Consider the following 11,371-nt stretch of genomic DNA (forward strand, 5'->3'; position numbering starts at 1 on the left):
GCGCCCCGCTTCGATATAAGAAGGGATGTGACGGGGGGTTTTTAAAACGCCCAAACAAACCCCGGGCGTTCTGGTATCGGGGGGGCCCGGGGGGGCGGCGGCGCCGGGGGGGCTTCCGCGCCACACCAGGCACGAAGGGCCGGATGCGCCGAGGGGCCTGTGGTTGGTCAGGCAGCCCGGTGCAGCTTCTCCTTCAGGCTCTTGCCCTCCGGGGACTCGGACAGCGTGTCCCACAGCTTCGACGAGCTGACGGAGGTGTAGACGCCGGGGGCACCCTGGGCGGCGCAGCCCTCACCGTACGAGACGACGCCGATCTGGATGGGCTGCTGACGGCCCGGGACCTTGCGGAACAGCGGACCGCCGCTGTCGCCCTGGCAGGAGTCCTTGCCCTCGACACCTCCGCAGACGTTGACCTTCCTGTCGTATTCGCGGTAGCTGACCTTGCACTCGTCATGCGAGAGCAGCGGGACCTTCACCTCGCGGAGCCGGTCGGGGTAGTGGGTCATGTCGGTGTCGGTGTTGCCCCAGCCGGTCACAACGGCCTTGGCGCCGGGACGTATCAGCGCGTCGGTGCCGAGGGTCGGCAGCTTGATGGGGACAACGCCCTTGACCGGCTTGTCGAGTTGGACGAAGGCAATGTCATAGGCCTCCTTGCCCTTGAGGTAGCGCGGATGCACGACGATGCCTCCGGGGTCGCCCTCACCCGTCGACGGCCGGGCGTTTCTGACCTGGCCCTGCTTGGAGTTGGACAGGGTGGTACGGCCGACCACCACCTGGAGGTCCTTCGCCTCCATCCCGGTGACGCAGTGGGCCGCGGTCATGATCACGTCCGGGCTGATCAGACTGCCACCGCAGAACTGGCGCTTCAGCGCGCTCCCCGAACCCTTGGTGAGCAGCGCCGCCATGAAGGGGTACGCGTCGTTGGACACTTCGGTGCCACCGATGATGCGAGCGCCCGGCTTCGGCTCGCCGGAGGCAGGCTGCTGCTGGCCGGCCTGGGCCGCCGGGGCGACGGCCGCGATCAGGACGACCGCCGCGCTTGTGGCCATGGAGGCCGCCGCCAGGCGCATGGCGCCCTGACGGGATGGGGAAAGACGCATGGGGGGTTGTCTCCACTTCAACGTGAATGAACTCCCGGGGCATGAAAATGCTCAGTACGCGGGTGACGAGACACACCCGTACTGAGCTCAACTTCCCTGCCCGGGAACAACGTTGAGAAACGCTAATGGAGTTCACCCGATCGCGTCAAAGAGTTCCCGCGAAAATAGGCCGCGCAGGATTGAAGGAATGAGGGGATTTGACTATCCGAACTCCGTCAGACGCTGAATCAGCGAGAGAGGTTCACTGGGATTCGGAACTTTTTCTCCCATGGACATGCAGCCGCCTCCCCGAGGGGGAGGCGGCTGCGTGTACGGCTGGAGCAGAGCACCCCAGGTGCTCGCCATGTCCGGCTCAGGCCCATGGGTGCCGCCGGCGCGGGCACTCGGTGGCCGATGGGCAGTCAGTAGTAGTGTCGACGCCCACCCACCGCGTGGCCCACCGCCCCGAGCACCCAGAGCACCAGTCCGATGGCGACCAGAATGATGCCGATGGTCCAGAGGATGCCGATGCCAGCCACTAGTCCGATGATGAGCAATATGAGTCCGAGGATGATCATTTACTTCCTCCGATCCTGGAGTGCTCCTACTACCGCGACTGCCCGCTCCTGACCGTGGCAAACGGATCGAGCCAGGGCGCTGCCGACCGTATCCGGACAGGAACCGACTGTGTCCCACGAGGCCGTACCGGGTCCGGCAACGGTCTCAGCCCGGGCTCACCCGACCCCGCCAGGCACCGGTTTCACCGCCGCGCTGCTCGATGTACTCCTTGAAGCGACGCATATCGCCCTTGACACGCCGGTCGATCATTCCGGCGATGGCCGCGGTCTTCTCGGCCGCGCCCACCGGTTCGACATCCATGATGAGCTCGACACGCGTGCGCGTCGCGTCGAGGGGCTGGAAGTGCACCATGCCCATCTGCTGGGTCTCTCCCCCGATCGTGCGCCAGGCAATGCGCTCGTCCGGAAGCTGGTCGACGATTTCGGTGTCGAACTCCCTGCGGACCCCGGCGATCCTGGTGGTCCAGTGGTTGTGGCGATCATCCACCTGTCGCACTTCCTCGACGCCTTCCATGAAGTTCGGAAACTCCTCGAACTGCGTCCACTGGTTGTAGGCAGTGCTGACGGGAACACCGACCTCGATGGATTCCTTGACCAGACTCATCTCCGTGCCTCCTTTCGGCGCCCTTCCCCTCGGCAGCGGCTCTGCCGTGTTCCGGACCCGTTTCGGCGGCTACCCCGGTCTCGCCGGATTATCGCCGTCCATGGATCTTCACCCGAACGGTCCCTCCGCCGCTGGCTCGGGCTTCCTCGCCAGCAGCAGGAAGGAATGCCCGGCAGGATCCGCCAGCAGCCGAGATTCCCGCGGCCCTCCGATATTGCTCGCGTCCACCGGCGTGGCACCGAGGCTGACCGCTTCACGCTCGGCCGCGTCCACCTCGCCGGGATCGACGTACACCAGCAGATGCGCCTGCTGCGAGTCCTCGGGGCGCGGCCAGCTGGGCGGTGCGAAGCCGTGGTCCCGCTGGAATGCCATCAGCGAGCCGTCCTGCCCGACCACCTCGATCCGATCGGGGTCGTCGGTGGGCCGCACCCGTCCCCCCAGTAACTCCGCGTAGAACTGGGCGAGTTCCGTCGGCTCGGCGCAGTCGAGTGCGAGAACCGCTGTCCTGGAATCGGCCATGGGATGTCCCCTCCTGGTCTCGAACGTCGCCGTTCGCCCTTCCCCCGCCTGCCGGACGCGTACCCGGGGAAGCGCGTCTCAGTCGGACGGGGGAAGCAGGGTGCCCAAGGGGCCCAGATCCAGATTGAGGTCCTCCATGGTCAGCCCGTACTGGGCGCACAGCTCGCTCATCCGGTCATGCAGGATCATGAGCGTCTCGCCCAGGCGCTCTTCCTGCTCCTCGGTCAGGTCTCCCTGGTCGACGCGATGGAGGGCCTGGCGCTCCATGAGTTGTCGTAGCAGTTCCACCAGGGTGAGGACGAGTCTGATCAGATCCCGTTCCACGGTGTCCGGATCCGCGCTGATCCGGCGGGCGGCCGGTTGGCGGGAGTCACGGGGCCCGAGGTCCCGGGGCACGGCAGGAAGCAACCGGAAGGCACGGGCCGCGGCGTCCGCGACCTCGTCGAGGCGCCGCGCCGACCCGTCGTCGCCGGCGGCGTCGTCGTCAGGTCTCATGACCGCCTCGTGGCTCGGCAGCCGTCGCCCAGGGCGACGGGTTCTCGGCACTGATCGAGACGATCAGCGCCCGCAGCGATATCCGCACCAGATCGATGTCGGCGATGGACAGCACCACATCACCGGTGAGCACGACACCACCGCTGAGCAGCCGGTCCAGCAGATCGATCAGCGCGACCTGCCGCTCCGGCAAGGGCTCGACAGCCGAGTACGGTACGGGCTCGGGCTCGGTCATGGGTGGACGCCTTCGGCCGATTCGCCCGGGGGTTCGGGGGATGTGGCGAAGGAGTACGGCGCCCAGGGGCCGGTGATCTCGACCCGGACGCCGTCGAGACCGTCGGCGGCATGGGCCACCTCGCCACGGAACTCGTCGGCACGGTCCAGGGCGACGAGATACGCGTCGTTGACGAGGTTCTCCCCCCTCGCCTCTGCCAGCACGCCCTGCTGGACACGGTGCCGGGCGCGGCCTGCGGCGTGGCTGCGTCCCGCTGCCTCGACCCGCTCGGCGGCTCGTTGGGCAGCCGTATAGACGCTGTCCCGGGCACTGCGCTGCTCCCTGCGGTCGCGGAGGTAGGCACGTCCCGGTGAGAGGCCGGGTGACGGCGCCGGGCCTGTCGCCGCGGCGGTAGCCGCCGAAGGGTCGGCGTAGATCTTGACCCCCCATTCGACATGCCCCGCGAGCCGGTGCACGCGCTCAGCGAAGGCGTCCCAGCCGTCATCGAGGACCCCCCGCGCGCGGGTGTCGTCGAGATAGACCGTCGCAAGACGCAGGGGCAGCACAGTGGTACGTCCGGCCAGCGCCTCGATGACGCCGTGATGGGCGCGTGCCACCCCCTCCAGCCACTCCAGATCCTCCAGGTGCCGTTTGAGCGCGTCCTCCTGGAAGTCCCGGGCGGGCACCAGGCTGGCCACGAGCACCAGTTCATCCCCCCGGGGGCCGGTGACGAGACGCACGGGGGCGTCCGCCACCCCTCGGAGCGCGGCCACAGCCTCCTCCAGTCCGGCGGCCTGGTGAGCCACGGCGTACACATACGTGACATCCGCGAGCTCCGCACCGCCGGACACCCGGTCACTCCGGTCGGTCATCGCGCGTGCTCCTTCGACGGTGGCCCGTCCTGGGTTCCGCCCGAGGCTCTTCCAGCTCCTCGGGAGATTCCTCGAGAGGCTCGCCGCCCTGCCGCATGGCCTCGATCTCGGCCCGCAGCCGCCGGTTCTCCTCGGCCAGTGACCTCTCACCCCTGCTACGGGACGAGAGGGAAGGGTCGTGCTCCCACCAGTCGATGCCCATTTCCTTCGCCTTGTCGACGGAGGCGACGATCAGACGCAGTTTGATCGTGAGCAGTTCGATGTCGAGCAGGTTGATCTGGATGTCACCGGCGATGACGATGCCCTTGTCGAGCACCCGCTCGAGGATGTCGGCGAGGTTGGCGGACGAGCCCTGCCCGTAGGGCGGCGCCGCCCTCGACGGATAGGAGCCGAGTCGGTTGGCGAGCGGTTCACTCACGATGATGTCCTCGCGTTCCCTCGCCGGGGCACGCGAGGCTCGGGGTGCGTCGGGTGCGTCGGGTGCGTCGGGTGCGTCGGGTGCGTCGGGTGCGTGATCATCACAGTTCACCGCGCTGGTATGCCTGAATCTCCTCCAGCCGGTCGAGTAGTTCGTCCTCGCGCCGGTCAAAGGTCTCCTCGTCTATGTCCCCCGCGAGGAGCTGCCTTTCGAGTTCGGCGAGTGCGCGATGCACGGGAGCCGGGTCGTAGTACTCGTCCTCCGCCGCCTCGATGACCCGGTCCATCACCCAGGCGACGCCCCGCACGGGTGCCAGGGGAAGGGTGACGAGCTGTGTGAGCAGACCCATGGAATTCGGTCCTTTCAGACGAAGCTGTACGGGGGCAGGGCGTCGCTGAGCCGGAAGTCGAAGTCGTCGCCCATCTGACCCGCGACGCTCAACTCCGTGGTGAGGAAGGACTCGTCCTGGTCGTGGTGCACCAGGAACGAGACACTCAGGAAGTCGTTGCCGGTCGGCTGGGACGACTCGTGGAGCCGGGCGAAGGGACGGAGCGCTTCGACCACACCCGTGGCCAGGGCCTCCTGCCGCGCCTGTACCTCATGGGCGACCAGCTCGCCGAGTGCCACGGAGGCGTCGGGGGCCGCCCGACCGCTCCGGATCTCATCGTTCAGTCGCCGGGCGTCTTCGTTCTCCTCGAGGATCTGCCGGAGCAGGGCCTCCTCGTTCTGCGCTGCCTTCAGGTGGTACTCGACGCAGCCGTCCAGCGCGCCGAGCCGGTCCACGTACGCATCGGCGCTCTCTTCCAGCACGAGTCGTACGGCTTCGTCGTCGGCCGCCAGCAGACCGAACCTCAGCGGCAGCACGGTGCCGTCCGACAGGAGGCGCTGCTGTACCTCTTGGTGCGCTCCGAGATCTCGGCGCTTGGCGCGCAGATCCTCCGGGGCGTCACTCACCACTGCGGTCAGCTGCCCGGCGCTCACTGTACGTAGCTGCGCACCGCCCTCGCCGACCCCGCTGAGCCCATCGAGCCGCAGGGGATGCTGCTTGCCGACGATGGAGTAGATGTATACGGCCATGCCTGCCACTTACCTCTCGCGGGTCGAGTCCCGCACACGCCGGGACGAGGTCCGCCGGGTCGCCCTGCGCCGCCTCACGGGTTCTTCTTCCCTCTCCTCGTCTCCTTCGTCCACCCCTTCTTCGTCCTCTGCCTCGTCATCCTCAGCATCGCGGTCGCCCTCATCCTCGTCGTCACGGCCGGTGATGCCCTTGAGGGTGTCCGTGACCGCCTCGGCCGCACCGGAGAGAGCGCCCTTGGACTTGCCCTTGGCTCCGCTCTCGACCGTGTCTCCGACGATGTCCGTCAGCTGCGCCGGCTGCCTGCTGCCCGACTCCAGATCAAGCCGGTTGCACGCTTCGGCGAAGCGCAGGTAGGTGTCGACGCTGGCCACGACGATGCGTGCGTCGATCTTCAGTATCTCGATCCCCACCAAGGACACACGGACGAAGACGTCGATGACGAGTCCGCGATCGAGGATGAGCTCCAGGACGTCGTACAGGCTGCTTGAGCCACCGCCCCTGGAGACACTCCCACCGCCTTGCGGCACCACAGTCATGGCGCCTCCCTTCACCGGTCGGGCCGCTGTCAGCCGCGCCGGTCGATCTGCCCGCGGGTGTAACGCCGCGTCCTCTCGTACGCCACCAGATCGCCCTCCTTGTCGAGCGTCACCCGGTAGCTGGCCATCACGCTGGTGGTTTCGGGAATGCGCTCCAGCTCCAGCACCTCCACATCGGCCTCCCAGCCGTCGTCCGTCGGTTTGAGCGCCGAGACCGACTCCGGGGAGCGCCCGAGCAATTCCGTCAGCTGCTCGGCTGCGGAACGCATCGCCCAAGCCGCCTTCTCCCTGCCGGATCGCTCCCGGGACTGCCCCGAGTGCTCGCCGCCCCTGCTGCGGCTGCCGCCGGTCCGGCGCCGGGCTGGTTCTGCTGCGGCCATGATCTCTCCGGTGGTCGGAAGCGGGCGCCACGTTCCTCTCCAACATACAATCTCATCATATAGGGACATATCCCTATATCGATCTGGGCAGTTTCCCCATGTCCGGCCCGGATGAGCAGGCGCGTGCGGTCGGAGCACGGACCGCCGCGCCAGGCGCCGGCGATGCGCGCCCATCACGGGCTGTCTTCTCTCAATCGCCTGCCGGGCAAGGGCCCTTGTTTATTCGGATCGGCGGTCCTGCCCTTCCGAAGGGATCGTTCATGAATGACACGACCAAGATCGCCCTTGCGGCGGCCGTCGCGGGTGGCTACCTGCTTGGGCGGGCCAAGAAGGGGCGGCTTGCCTTTGCCATGGCGACCTATCTGGCGGGCCGTCGCTTCGGGCTCGATCCGCAGCAGCTGGCCACGGAAGGTCTCAAGAGGCTCGGGGAAATACCCCAGGTCGCAGAGCTGAATGAGCAGATACGGGGCGAATTGCTCGACGCCGGCCGCAAGGCTCTCACTGCCACGGCCGACCGCCGACTCGGCGATCTGGCGCAGTCCCTGCACGAACGCACACTCCGCATCGGCGAAGAGCCCGAGGACGAAGACGAAGAGGAATACGAGGAGGAAGAGCCGGAGGAGGAATACGAAGAAGACGAGCAAGAGGAAGGGGTGGAGCCGGAAAGCGAGTTGGAAGAGGAGGGGGACGAGGAGGAGGGGGACGAGGAGGAGGGGGACGAGGAGGAGGAGGGCGAAGAGGACGAGGCAGCCGAGGAGCCGCCGTCACGACGCCGCCGGGAGCGTCCTGCTTCCCGGAAGGCTCCGGCCAGGAAGGCCGCCCCCGCCAAGAGGGCTCCCGCCAAGAAGGCGCCCGCCAAGAGGACCGCCCCGGCGAAGAAGGCGGCCGCGGGCAGGTCGGCCGCGAAGAAGGCGGCCGCGAGCAGACCGAGCGCGAAGAAGGCGCCCACCAAGAAGACCGCCCCGGCCAAGAAGGCGGCCGCGGGCAGGCCGGCCGCGAAGAAGGCGCCCGCGAAGAAGGCGGCCGCGGGCAGGTCGGCCGCGAAGAAGGCGCCCGCCAAGAGGACCGCCCCGGCCAAGAAGGCGGCCCCCGCCAGGAAGTCGAGTGCGAAGAAGACGGCGGCGAAGAAGACGGCCGCGAAGAAGACCACGGCACGGCGGCGGAGGTAGGTCATGGCCGGGAAAGTTCGTGGCTCCGACCGCGGCGAGGCCTCGGGGCTCGACCAGTTGCGCGATGAGCTCATCGACTACCTGGGTGCCCAGGTGGAGAATCTGGCGGACAAGGCGGGTGACAAGCTGGCGGACGTCACCGACCAGCTCCTCGACTCCGCCGAGAGCGGAGGACCGCTTCCCGTCGGCCTTCGCATACTTCAGGGCGACTCCCCATTGAAGGCCTTCGTCGGCGAGAAGGCGAAGGGGCTCAAGGACAACGTACTGGGCAAGGCCAAGGACCTGTTCGGCGGCGGGCGGGGCGGCAAGTCCGGCTCCACCAAGGTGACCAACATCATCGAGGTGCTCGACGTCGGCCTGCCGAGACGTACGACCTACGACCACTGGACCCAGTACGAGGAGTTCAGCAGTTTCACCAAGGGTGTGCGAAGTGTGTCGCAGTCGGACGACACGACCAGTGACTGGAAAGTGAAGGTGGGACCGTCAACCCGGGGCTGGAAGGCCACCGTTCAGGAGCAGATCCCGGATGAGCGGATCGTCTGGACCTCCGAGGGCGCCAAGGGGAGCACACGCGGTTGCGTCAGTTTCCACGAGGTCACTCCGGATCTCACCCGCATCGTGCTGGTCGTCGAGTACTACCCGTCGGGCTTCTTCGAGAAGACCGGCAATCTCTGGCGTGCCCAGGGCCGGCGTATGCGACTGGACTTCAAGAACTTCCAGCGCTACGTCAGCCTGACCGATGAGGAAGCGGAAGGATGGCGCGGCGAGATCCGGGACGGCGAGGTGGTGCGCAGCCACGAGGAGGCGCTGGAGGAGGAGGACGAGGCGCAGGACGCGGAAGGCGCAGACGACGAGGAGTACGACGACTACGAGGACGAGGAAAACGGCGGGGACGAGGAGGAGGACGCGTACGAGGAGGAGAGCGAGGACGGCTACGACGAGGATGAGGAGTGAGGCGTCGCCTCAGCTCAACACACCCGCTGACTCGGCGTGGAGTTCGTCCACGATCTCCATCTGTCGCCTCGCCCGGTCCTTGAGTTCGATGATCCGGCCGTAGTCGATGCGGGGTCGTTCTTCCGCCACCGCGGCCAGGGACTGCCACAGCTCGTACTTGCCCTGGATGCCGATGCGCAGGGTCTCCAGTTCGACGAGCGAGCTGAGCCCGGCGCGGCGGTGGAGGCGGCCGTTGGGCTTGAGCCGTGCGATCTTCTCGACGGCCCACCCCGCGCACACCTTGTAGCGGCGCGGCCCGATCCCGAGTGACCGCATCAGTGCCACGAGTGATGCGCGGTCCTCGGCGATGTCGTCGGCGATTCGCTCCATGTCGGCGGCACGCGGCGACGAGCGGTGGGCCCGCGCGATCCGCCGGGACAGCTCGACCCCTGTTGTCGCACCCGCCAGATGATCGTTGAGGTAGATGGTGAGAGCATCGTCATGCCGGGGATCTGCGTTCATGCTTCCTGTCTACGACAGTGGCCCCCGGTTCGCGACTCGCGGCGCCCCCGCGGACCGGATCCGCCCCACGGGAGGAAACGCACACCATGACGCCCGAAGAAGTGGCCCCGGCCACCGTGGGAGAACGCTTCTGGCAGGAACGCCGGATCTGCTACCTGACCACACCCCGCCCGGATGGCACCCCGCACCTCGTGCCCGTGGGGGTCACCTACGACCCGCGCACCCGGATCGCACGGGTCATCACCAGCGCGGGCAGCAAGAAGGTCCGCAATCTGCGTGCCGCGGGGCCCGGCACCCCGGTGGCCGTCAGTCAGGCGGAAGGGCGGCTGTGGTGCACGCTCGAAGGCACCGCCGTCGTCAGGGAAGATCCTGAGTCCGTGGCGGATGCCGAACGGCGCTATGCCGAGCGGTACAAGCCGCCCAGGCCCAATCCGGAGCGTGTGGTCATCGAGATCACTGTCACTCGCGCCATGGGTACCGCGAAGCCTGCCGGCTGGTGAGCCGTCCGGCCGCCGGGGAAACGTTCACGCTCTGTTCCCGGCTCGCGGCTTCCAGCGCCCCAGTGCGCTGCGACCGCAACTGCGCAGCTGCGACGGACACATACGGGCACGCTGGCCACCGGTGGTGATGAGCGCATTCACCGACGACATGGGGTCGGTGCCCATGGACTTCGCCACCAGCACGCCCACCACCAGGGGGAGCAGCGCCGTGGCGAGGGCCATGCCCGTGATGGTGACGTGCTGGACGCGGAGAGTGCGCGGGGCCTCGGGATTCATGACTCCCATTCCAGCCCCGCGCCCGGCGGCACGGATCGGGTGACGTACTCAGTGCCGGCGCCCTCGGGTACTCAGATGTCCGCGCGCTCAGGCGTCAGCCGAGTTCGAGGACCAGTTTCCCCACGTTGTCTCCGCGGAAGAGCATCTGGAACGCCTCGGGGAAGTCGTTCACGTTGCCCTTGACCACGTGTTCCTTGACCTTGATCCGGCCATCGCCGATCCAGCCGGCGATCTCCTGCGCGGCCTCGGCATAGCGCTTGGCGTAGTCGAAGACCACGAAGCCCTCCATGCGGGCGCGGCGCACCAGCAGGGACAGGTAGTTGGAGGGGCCGCTGACCGGTGTCGTGTTGTTGTACTGGCTGATCGCGCCGCAGATCACCACGCGTGCGTGCATCGCGAGGCGCGTGAGCGCGGCATCCAGGATGTCGCCGCCGACGTTGTCGAAGTAGACGTCGATGCCGTCCGGGGTCAGCTCGCGCAGGCGCTGCTTGATGTCACCCTCGCGGTAGTCGATGGCGGCGTCGAAGCCCAGTTCGTCGGTGAGGAGTGCGCACTTCTCGGGGCCGCCCGCGATACCGACCACCCGGCAGCCCTTGATCTTGGCGATCTGTCCCACGATGGAGCCGACGGCGCCCGCAGCCCCCGACACCACCACCGTCTCGCCGTCCTTCAGGGCGCCGACGTCCAGCAGGCCGAAGTAGGCGGTCATGCCCGGCATGCCGAGGGCGCCGAGGTAGGTGGACGGTGGGGCGAGTGAGGTGTCGATCTTCATCGCGCCCTTGCCGTCGGAGACGGCGTACTCCTGGACGCCGAAGGTGCCGAGGACCTGGTCACCGGGCTGGAACCCGGGGTGGTTGGAGGCGGTGACCTCGATGACCGATCCGGCGCGCATCACCTCGCCGATTCCCACGGGCGGCAGATACGAGGGGCGGTCGTCGAGCCAGCCGCGCATGGCCGGGTCCAGCGAGACGACCCGTGTACGGCCGGCGAACTGACCGGGTCCCGGCTCCTCCACGGGTGCCGTGTGGTGTTCCCAGTCCTCGGCGCGCACCATGCCGGAGGGGCGCGCTGCCAGGCGGATCTGGCGGTTGGTCGCAGTCATCGGGCCTCCTGTCGCTCACTGACGACTCAGACCATACCGACCAGTAGGTATGAACGCGAGCCCGACAGGCGCCCTCTCTTCCTATGACATGCGCCA

Annotated in this window: 18 protein-coding genes; 3 read left to right on the forward strand and 15 right to left on the reverse strand. The window is 67.8% G+C overall.

Translation table 11 applies throughout. The annotated features are described in order from the left end of the window. Positions 1–167: 167 nt before the first annotated feature. The 12 genes from ACFV6V_RS00810 to ACFV6V_RS00865 form a co-directional block, all read right to left on the reverse strand. Complete coding sequence (locus tag ACFV6V_RS00810; protein WP_385557031.1) at positions 168–1,100, reverse strand: S1 family peptidase; 933 nt, start codon at positions 1,098–1,100, stop codon at positions 168–170. A gap of 401 nt (positions 1,101–1,501) precedes the next feature. After that, the gene (locus ACFV6V_RS00815) at positions 1,502–1,657 is read right to left on the reverse strand and encodes a DUF6131 family protein (RefSeq protein WP_361288235.1); all 156 of its coding nucleotides are present in this window, start codon (positions 1,655–1,657) and stop codon (positions 1,502–1,504) included. A 145-nt stretch (positions 1,658–1,802) separates the two neighbouring features. Next, a complete protein-coding gene (locus ACFV6V_RS00820) occupies positions 1,803–2,261 on the reverse strand; it encodes an SRPBCC family protein (RefSeq protein ID WP_385557034.1) in 459 nt (152 codons plus the stop codon). Positions 2,262–2,369: 108 nt separating this feature from the next. Next, a complete protein-coding gene (locus ACFV6V_RS00825) occupies positions 2,370–2,780 on the reverse strand; it encodes a VOC family protein (RefSeq protein ID WP_385557037.1) in 411 nt (136 codons plus the stop codon). Positions 2,781–2,858: 78 nt separating this feature from the next. Beyond that, positions 2,859–3,275, reverse strand: a complete 417-nt coding sequence (locus tag ACFV6V_RS00830) for a gas vesicle protein K (RefSeq protein WP_385557040.1) — start codon at positions 3,273–3,275, stop codon at positions 2,859–2,861. Continuing rightward, on the reverse strand, positions 3,265–3,510 hold the full coding sequence (locus ACFV6V_RS00835) for a gas vesicle protein (RefSeq protein WP_385557043.1): 246 nt from the start codon (positions 3,508–3,510) through the stop codon (positions 3,265–3,267). Before ACFV6V_RS00835 ends, ACFV6V_RS00830 begins: the two co-directional genes overlap by 11 nt. Beyond that, positions 3,507–4,361 (reverse strand): GvpL/GvpF family gas vesicle protein, encoded by an 855-nt coding sequence (locus ACFV6V_RS00840; protein ID WP_385557045.1) that lies wholly within the window; start codon positions 4,359–4,361, stop codon positions 3,507–3,509. The genes ACFV6V_RS00835 and ACFV6V_RS00840 overlap by 4 nt, the downstream gene beginning before the upstream one ends. Then, the gene (locus ACFV6V_RS00845; protein WP_385557048.1) at positions 4,345–4,779 is read right to left on the reverse strand and encodes a gas vesicle protein; all 435 of its coding nucleotides are present in this window, start codon (positions 4,777–4,779) and stop codon (positions 4,345–4,347) included. The genes ACFV6V_RS00840 and ACFV6V_RS00845 overlap by 17 nt, the downstream gene beginning before the upstream one ends. 100 nt (positions 4,780–4,879) lie before the next feature. Continuing rightward, positions 4,880–5,128 carry a gas vesicle protein GvpG gene (locus ACFV6V_RS00850; RefSeq protein WP_385557051.1) on the reverse strand — a complete coding sequence of 83 codons (249 nt, stop codon included), beginning with the start codon at positions 5,126–5,128 and terminating at the stop codon, positions 4,880–4,882. A 14-nt stretch (positions 5,129–5,142) separates the two neighbouring features. Further along, complete coding sequence (locus ACFV6V_RS00855; RefSeq protein WP_385557054.1) at positions 5,143–5,856, reverse strand: GvpL/GvpF family gas vesicle protein; 714 nt, start codon at positions 5,854–5,856, stop codon at positions 5,143–5,145. 9 nt (positions 5,857–5,865) lie between these two features. Then, entirely contained in the window at positions 5,866–6,393 is a 528-nt protein-coding gene (locus ACFV6V_RS00860; RefSeq protein ID WP_385557057.1) for a gas vesicle structural protein GvpA, read from the reverse strand. Positions 6,394–6,422: 29 nt separating this feature from the next. Continuing rightward, positions 6,423–6,773 carry a gas vesicle protein gene (locus ACFV6V_RS00865; protein ID WP_361288205.1) on the reverse strand — a complete coding sequence of 117 codons (351 nt, stop codon included), beginning with the start codon at positions 6,771–6,773 and terminating at the stop codon, positions 6,423–6,425. A 260-nt stretch (positions 6,774–7,033) separates the two neighbouring features. Here ACFV6V_RS00865 and ACFV6V_RS00870 point away from each other — a divergent pair, with 260 nt between their 5' ends. Further along, positions 7,034–7,942 (forward strand): histone H1-like repetitive region-containing protein, encoded by a 909-nt coding sequence (locus ACFV6V_RS00870; RefSeq protein WP_385557060.1) that lies wholly within the window; start codon positions 7,034–7,036, stop codon positions 7,940–7,942. 3 nt (positions 7,943–7,945) lie between these two features. Further along, entirely contained in the window at positions 7,946–8,896 is a 951-nt protein-coding gene (locus tag ACFV6V_RS00875; protein ID WP_385557062.1) for an SRPBCC family protein, read from the forward strand. A 9-nt stretch (positions 8,897–8,905) separates the two neighbouring features. On the opposite strand, the gene ACFV6V_RS00880 is transcribed toward ACFV6V_RS00875, so the two are convergent. Continuing rightward, the gene (locus tag ACFV6V_RS00880; RefSeq protein ID WP_385557065.1) at positions 8,906–9,397 is read right to left on the reverse strand and encodes a hypothetical protein; all 492 of its coding nucleotides are present in this window, start codon (positions 9,395–9,397) and stop codon (positions 8,906–8,908) included. Between the two features lie 86 nt (positions 9,398–9,483). On the opposite strand from ACFV6V_RS00880, the gene ACFV6V_RS00885 reads away from it, so the two are divergent. Then, entirely contained in the window at positions 9,484–9,897 is a 414-nt protein-coding gene (locus ACFV6V_RS00885) for a pyridoxamine 5'-phosphate oxidase family protein (protein WP_385557068.1), read from the forward strand. Between the two features lie 24 nt (positions 9,898–9,921). Here the strand turns inward: ACFV6V_RS00885 and ACFV6V_RS00890 are convergent, their stop codons facing one another. Together ACFV6V_RS00890 and ACFV6V_RS00895 are read right to left on the reverse strand one after the other, a co-directional pair. Further along, positions 9,922–10,173 (reverse strand): hypothetical protein, encoded by a 252-nt coding sequence (locus tag ACFV6V_RS00890; protein ID WP_385557070.1) that lies wholly within the window; start codon positions 10,171–10,173, stop codon positions 9,922–9,924. Positions 10,174–10,267: 94 nt separating this feature from the next. Next, positions 10,268–11,275, reverse strand: coding sequence for an NADP-dependent oxidoreductase (locus ACFV6V_RS00895; RefSeq protein ID WP_385557073.1), 1,008 nt, complete (start codon positions 11,273–11,275; stop codon positions 10,268–10,270). Between the last annotated feature and the right edge of the window lie 96 nt (positions 11,276–11,371).

Origin of the sequence: Streptomyces sp. NPDC059828 (assembly GCF_042731955.1) — a bacterium.
Taxonomy (GTDB): Bacteria; Actinomycetota; Actinomycetes; order Streptomycetales; family Streptomycetaceae; genus Streptomyces.

What these genes read in the sequence shown, in the direction of transcription:
- ACFV6V_RS00810 (WP_385557031.1), bottom strand. Translation starts at nt 1,100, where the DNA reads ATGCGTCTTTCCCCATCCCGTCAGGGCGCCATGCGCCTGGCGGCGGCC.
- ACFV6V_RS00815 (WP_361288235.1), bottom strand. Translation starts at nt 1,657, where the DNA reads ATGATCATCCTCGGACTCATATTGCTCATCATCGGACTAGTGGCTGGC.
- ACFV6V_RS00820 (WP_385557034.1), bottom strand. Translation starts at nt 2,261, where the DNA reads ATGAGTCTGGTCAAGGAATCCATCGAGGTCGGTGTTCCCGTCAGCACT.
- ACFV6V_RS00825 (WP_385557037.1), bottom strand. Translation starts at nt 2,780, where the DNA reads ATGGCCGATTCCAGGACAGCGGTTCTCGCACTCGACTGCGCCGAGCCG.
- ACFV6V_RS00830 (WP_385557040.1), bottom strand. Translation starts at nt 3,275, where the DNA reads ATGAGACCTGACGACGACGCCGCCGGCGACGACGGGTCGGCGCGGCGC.
- ACFV6V_RS00835 (WP_385557043.1), bottom strand. Translation starts at nt 3,510, where the DNA reads ATGACCGAGCCCGAGCCCGTACCGTACTCGGCTGTCGAGCCCTTGCCG.
- ACFV6V_RS00840 (WP_385557045.1), bottom strand. Translation starts at nt 4,361, where the DNA reads ATGACCGACCGGAGTGACCGGGTGTCCGGCGGTGCGGAGCTCGCGGAT.
- ACFV6V_RS00850 (WP_385557051.1), bottom strand. Translation starts at nt 5,128, where the DNA reads ATGGGTCTGCTCACACAGCTCGTCACCCTTCCCCTGGCACCCGTGCGG.
- ACFV6V_RS00855 (WP_385557054.1), bottom strand. Translation starts at nt 5,856, where the DNA reads ATGGCCGTATACATCTACTCCATCGTCGGCAAGCAGCATCCCCTGCGG.
- ACFV6V_RS00860 (WP_385557057.1), bottom strand. Translation starts at nt 6,393, where the DNA reads ATGACTGTGGTGCCGCAAGGCGGTGGGAGTGTCTCCAGGGGCGGTGGC.
- ACFV6V_RS00865 (WP_361288205.1), bottom strand. Translation starts at nt 6,773, where the DNA reads ATGGCCGCAGCAGAACCAGCCCGGCGCCGGACCGGCGGCAGCCGCAGC.
- ACFV6V_RS00870 (WP_385557060.1), top strand. Translation starts at nt 7,034, where the DNA reads ATGAATGACACGACCAAGATCGCCCTTGCGGCGGCCGTCGCGGGTGGC.
- ACFV6V_RS00875 (WP_385557062.1), top strand. Translation starts at nt 7,946, where the DNA reads ATGGCCGGGAAAGTTCGTGGCTCCGACCGCGGCGAGGCCTCGGGGCTC.
- ACFV6V_RS00880 (WP_385557065.1), bottom strand. Translation starts at nt 9,397, where the DNA reads ATGAACGCAGATCCCCGGCATGACGATGCTCTCACCATCTACCTCAAC.
- ACFV6V_RS00885 (WP_385557068.1), top strand. Translation starts at nt 9,484, where the DNA reads ATGACGCCCGAAGAAGTGGCCCCGGCCACCGTGGGAGAACGCTTCTGG.
- ACFV6V_RS00890 (WP_385557070.1), bottom strand. Translation starts at nt 10,173, where the DNA reads ATGAATCCCGAGGCCCCGCGCACTCTCCGCGTCCAGCACGTCACCATC.
- ACFV6V_RS00895 (WP_385557073.1), bottom strand. Translation starts at nt 11,275, where the DNA reads ATGACTGCGACCAACCGCCAGATCCGCCTGGCAGCGCGCCCCTCCGGC.